The organism is Methylobacterium sp. CCH5-D2, from assembly GCF_001556475.1.
GTDB lineage: Bacteria > Pseudomonadota > Alphaproteobacteria > Rhizobiales > Beijerinckiaceae > Methylobacterium > Methylobacterium hispanicum.
In genome coordinates this window covers 1-4,016 of record NZ_LSIX01000706.1, presented here as the reverse complement: position 1 = coordinate 4,016, position 4,016 = coordinate 1, and the positions used below count along the sequence as shown (strand labels likewise).

At 70.1% G+C, this 4,016-nt stretch carries 4 protein-coding genes and 1 tRNA gene; 4 read left to right on the top strand and 1 reads right to left on the bottom strand.

Annotation, left to right across the window (positions count from 1 at the left end):
• Window positions 1-1,567, top strand: a 1,567-nt coding sequence (locus tag AX737_RS18575) for a carbohydrate porin (RefSeq protein WP_066924000.1), incomplete at its 5' end; no start/stop codon positions are given.
• 170 nt (window positions 1,568-1,737) lie between these two features.
• Here AX737_RS18575 and lipB read toward each other — a convergent pair.
• Window positions 1,738-2,457: a lipoyl(octanoyl) transferase LipB gene (gene lipB / locus AX737_RS18570; protein WP_082773129.1), complete on the bottom strand. Its 720-nt coding sequence runs from the start codon at window positions 2,455-2,457 to the stop codon at window positions 1,738-1,740.
• Window positions 2,458-2,551: 94 nt separating this feature from the next.
• Between lipB and AX737_RS18565 the strand changes: the two genes are divergently transcribed.
• The 3 genes from AX737_RS18565 to AX737_RS18555 all read left to right on the top strand — a co-directional run bounded on the left by AX737_RS18565 (window position 2,552) and on the right by AX737_RS18555 (window position 3,949).
• Entirely contained in the window at window positions 2,552-2,857 is a 306-nt protein-coding gene (locus AX737_RS18565; RefSeq protein WP_066923994.1) for a FliM/FliN family flagellar motor switch protein, read from the top strand.
• 127 nt (window positions 2,858-2,984) lie between these two features.
• A tRNA-Leu gene (locus tag AX737_RS18560) sits at window positions 2,985-3,069 on the top strand.
• 400 nt (window positions 3,070-3,469) lie between these two features.
• Window positions 3,470-3,949, top strand: a complete 480-nt coding sequence (locus AX737_RS18555; protein WP_066923992.1) for a cupin domain-containing protein — start codon at window positions 3,470-3,472, stop codon at window positions 3,947-3,949.
• Window positions 3,950-4,016 lie beyond the last annotated feature (67 nt).

Genomic DNA, 4,016 nt, shown 5'->3' with positions numbered 1-4,016 from the left:
CTACCCGGACCGCGCGGGCGGACCCGCCGCGACCGCGCGGCGCGACGAGGCCTCGCTCGGCTTCACCCTGGGCGCCGGCCTGCAATACGCCATCACCGACCGGATCGCGCTGGGGCTCGACTACCGCTACATCGACTACGGCGAGAGCCGGCGCTTCGATCTCGGCGCGGTGCCGGGCCCAGCCGGGGGCCCGGTCTCGACGCGGGCGGCCTTCATCTCGAACCAGATGCTGGCGCGGCTCTCGTGGTACCCGGAGGGCTTCCGCCTGCCGCCGGAGGCCGACGCCACCGCGCCGAACGTGCCGGACACCGACGTCTCGGACCGCTTCACCCTCCACGGCCAGACCACCTTCGTGAACCAGGGCGTGACCGGCTTCCGCGCGCCCTACCGGGGCGAGCAGAGCCTCGTGCCGCGCCAGGCGCAGGCGACCACGACCGCGACCGCCTTCATCGGCTTCAAGCTGGTGGAGGGCACCGAGCTCTACTACAACCCGGAATTCAGCCAGGGCTTCGGCCTCTCGCGCACGCTGGGCGTCGCCGGCTTCGTCAACGGCGAGGCCCAGAAGGCGGGCGCACCCTTCCCGAAGCTGCGCTCCAACCGCTACTTCATCCGCCAGACCTTCGGCCTCGGCGGCGAGACCGAGGACGTGCCGGACGGCATCAACCAGGTGGCGACCCGGCGCGACGTCGAGCGCATCACCGTGGTCGCCGGCAAGTTCGCGCTCGGCGACTTCTTCGACGGCAACGTCTACGCCCACGATCCCCGCCTCGACTTCATGAACTGGTCGCTCTGGGCGGCCTCGGCCTGGGACTTCCCGGCCAACCTGCCGGGTTTCACGCAAGGGGTGTACGTCGAGTACAACCGGCGGGAGTTCGCCATCCGGGCGGCCTACACGCAGGTGCCGAAGGAGCCCTCCAGCGACGTGCTCGACCCGCGCGTCTTCGAGCGGGCGGGCGCCGTGGTGGAGTTGGAGACGCGCCACACCCTGCCGGTGCTGGACCAGCCCGGCCGCGTCCGGCTCGGCGCCTTCACCAACGTGACCAACACGGCCAACTACCGCCAGGTGGTGGGCCTCACGCTCGGCGGGGCCTTCGCGGATATCAACGACGCCGTGCAGGCGACCCGGCGCCCGCGCCGCAAGAGCGGGTTCTACGTCAACCTGGAGCAGGCGGTGACCGACGATGTCGGCGTCTTCGCCCGCGCCAGCGCCAATGACGGCCGCAACGAGAGCGCCAGCTTCACCGACATCGACGCCAGCCTCTCGGGCGGCGTCTCGATCAAGGGCGCCGCGTGGGACCGGCCGCTCGACACGATCGGGCTCGGCGCCACCATGAACGCGATCTCGCGCGCGCACCGGGCCTTCTTCGCCAACGGGGGGCTCGGCCTCCTCATCGGCGACGGGCGCCTGACCTACGCGCCCGAGCGCGCGGTGGAAGCCTACTACGCGCTGAGCCTGGCGAAGTTCGTCACCGTGACCTTCGACTACCAGCTCGTCTCGAACCCGGCCTACAACCAAGATCGCGGCCCAGCCCACTTCTTCGGCACGCGGCTGCACGCGGACTTCTGAGCCGCCGAGTCATGGGATCCCCAAGGGCCCGAGGCCCTTGGGCGGGGTCCCGGGGCTGAGCCTCGGGTTGGACTCTCCGCCCCGGCGGAGCCGGGGCGAAGAGTCCAATTGCAGGGCTCTGCCCTGCACCCGCGAAAGGTCTCGACCTTTCGAAACCAGGACCGGGCGCCTCAGCCGGCCTCGTCCGGCGCGGTCGCGCCGAAGATCGGCTCGAAGGCGGCGCGCAACTGCATGTCCACCTCGGGCAGGCTCACGATCTGGCCGAGATCGACGAGGCTCGTCACCCCGTGCTCGCGCACCCCGCAGGGCACGATGCCGGCAAAGTGCGAGAGATCCGGCTCGACGTTGAGGCTGATGCCGTGGAAGCTCACCCAGCGGCGCACCCGGATGCCGATCGCCGCGATCTTGTCCTCGACGCCCGGCCCCTTCTCGGGCCGCCGCACCCAGACGCCGACCCGGTCCTCGCGCCGCTCAGCGCGTACGTTGAAGGCGTCCAGCGTCGCGATCAGCCACGCCTCAAGGCAGGTCACGTAGGCGCGCAGGTCCGTGCGGCGGCGGTTGAGATCGAGCATCACGTAGGCCACCCGCTGGCCCGGCCCGTGATAGGTGTACTGCCCACCCCGGCCCGACGGGTAGACCGGGAAGCGGTCCGGCGCGACGAGGTCGGCGGGCTTGGCCGAAGTACCGGCCGTGTAGAGGGGTGGGTGCTCAAGCAGCCAGACGCACTCGTCCGCTTCTCCCCTGGCGATCGCGGCGGCGCGCGCCTCCATCCAGGCGACCGCCGCCTCGTAGTCGACGAGCCCGTCGCTCACCCGCCACGCCACCGGCGGGGTCCCTGAGCGGGGCAGGAAGGTCTCCGGTGCGGTCTCGAGACGCGAGGCGTTTACCAAGGCTTCACCATGTTGCGCGGAAGCTTCCCCGAGCACCGCTTCCGCGCGCGAGAGCGAGCGCCGGCCGGTGCCCCGGGTGACGAGAGCGCGGCGCGTGGCGGTTCTGGACAATCTGAAGGTCGATGTCACGGTGGTGCTCGGGCGCTGCCGCATGCCGCTGCACATGCTGCTGCGCATGGGCCGCGGCGCGGTGATCGAGCTGGAGGCCAGCGAGACCGACATGGTCGAGATCCTGGCCAACGACCACCCGATCGCCCGCGGCCAGATCGTGGTCACGGGCAGCCGCATCTCCGTCGAGGTGACCGAGCTGATCCGCAAGCCCGAGACCCTGCGCGCGCCCGGCACCTCGATCGGGGAGGGGGCCGCGCCCCTGTTCGAGCCGGGCGCCCAGAGCGCGTGATTTTCGGGCCGTTTCGCGCGAGCCCGCTTGTCGGGCCGGAATCGATCTGTTATTGCGCCGCTCACCGAGACGGACCGGCCAGCGAGGCCGCCGGATCGGACCAGCGGTCTCCCCTCGGGGTGCCGATGCGGCCATGGCGGAATTGGTAGACGCGCTAGCTTGAGGTGCTAGTCCCGCGAGGGGTGGAGGTTCGAGTCCTCTTGGCCGCACCAACCTTTACCGGTTGATGCTTCCCTCACTCAATATGATTCAAATCTCGTGAGCGGCGTCCGATGGCCCGCGCGCAGGTTCCCGCTCCGCCGACGCGCGTCGAGCAGATTCCCGGCATCGCTGATCCGCAGCCTCGCGCGCGGTGGCCGCACGCCTCCCATGGCCCGGCTCGGTAGAAACGCCGCGCACATCGAAAGAAGCGCTTAACCTTACACAAGGGTTCGATTCGGAATCTGGTATCTATAGTTGCAGCCAGAAGTTCTGCTCTTCGACAATCGAATTGTGTCGCGGTTGTTTCCCTGTACGGTCTCGATCGCGCCGGATGACAGGACGAGTCCCGCGCGGCCGCCGACGGAGACTGGCGGCCGGACCCGATACGTCCGGGCGATCTGAGGGGATCGAATGGAAATCCCGCGGCTTTTCTACACCTTCGGCGGCCCCGCGATGGCCCTCCTCGGCAGCCTGCCGGTCCTTCTGCGCCCGCGGGGCGCCGCCCCGCCGCTGCTCGACGGACCGCTGAAGCAGAACCACGATTTCCCGGCCGCCCAGCCGCGCGCGAAGTCCTACCTGCCGCTGCCCTCGCACATCGTCTCGGGCAACCCGCGCCAGACCAACACCGTGGTCTTCACCAGCCCGGACAGGCGCTACGCGGCCGGCATCTGGACCTGCGGCGTCGGCGCCTTCCGCATCGATTTCGAGCACGACGAGTTCATCCACCTCATCGCGGGCGCCGTCACCACGACCGACGCGGCGGGCGTGGCGACGAGCTACCGGGCGGGCGACGCCTTCGTGGCGCCGCGCGGCTGGTCGGGCACCTGGACCGTCACCGAGGCGGTGAAGAAGCACTACACGTGGTACAGGGCCGAGACGCCGGAGGCGTGAGCACGGAAACGGCGAAAGCCGCCCGAGGGCGGCTTGTCGTCGGCATCGGTGGTTGGGAAAATTGGAG

Coding starts and splice junctions, on each gene's coding strand:
- AX737_RS18555 (WP_066923992.1), top strand. CDS start 3,470: ATGGAAATCCCGCGGCTTTTCTACACCTTCGGCGGCCCCGCGATGGCC.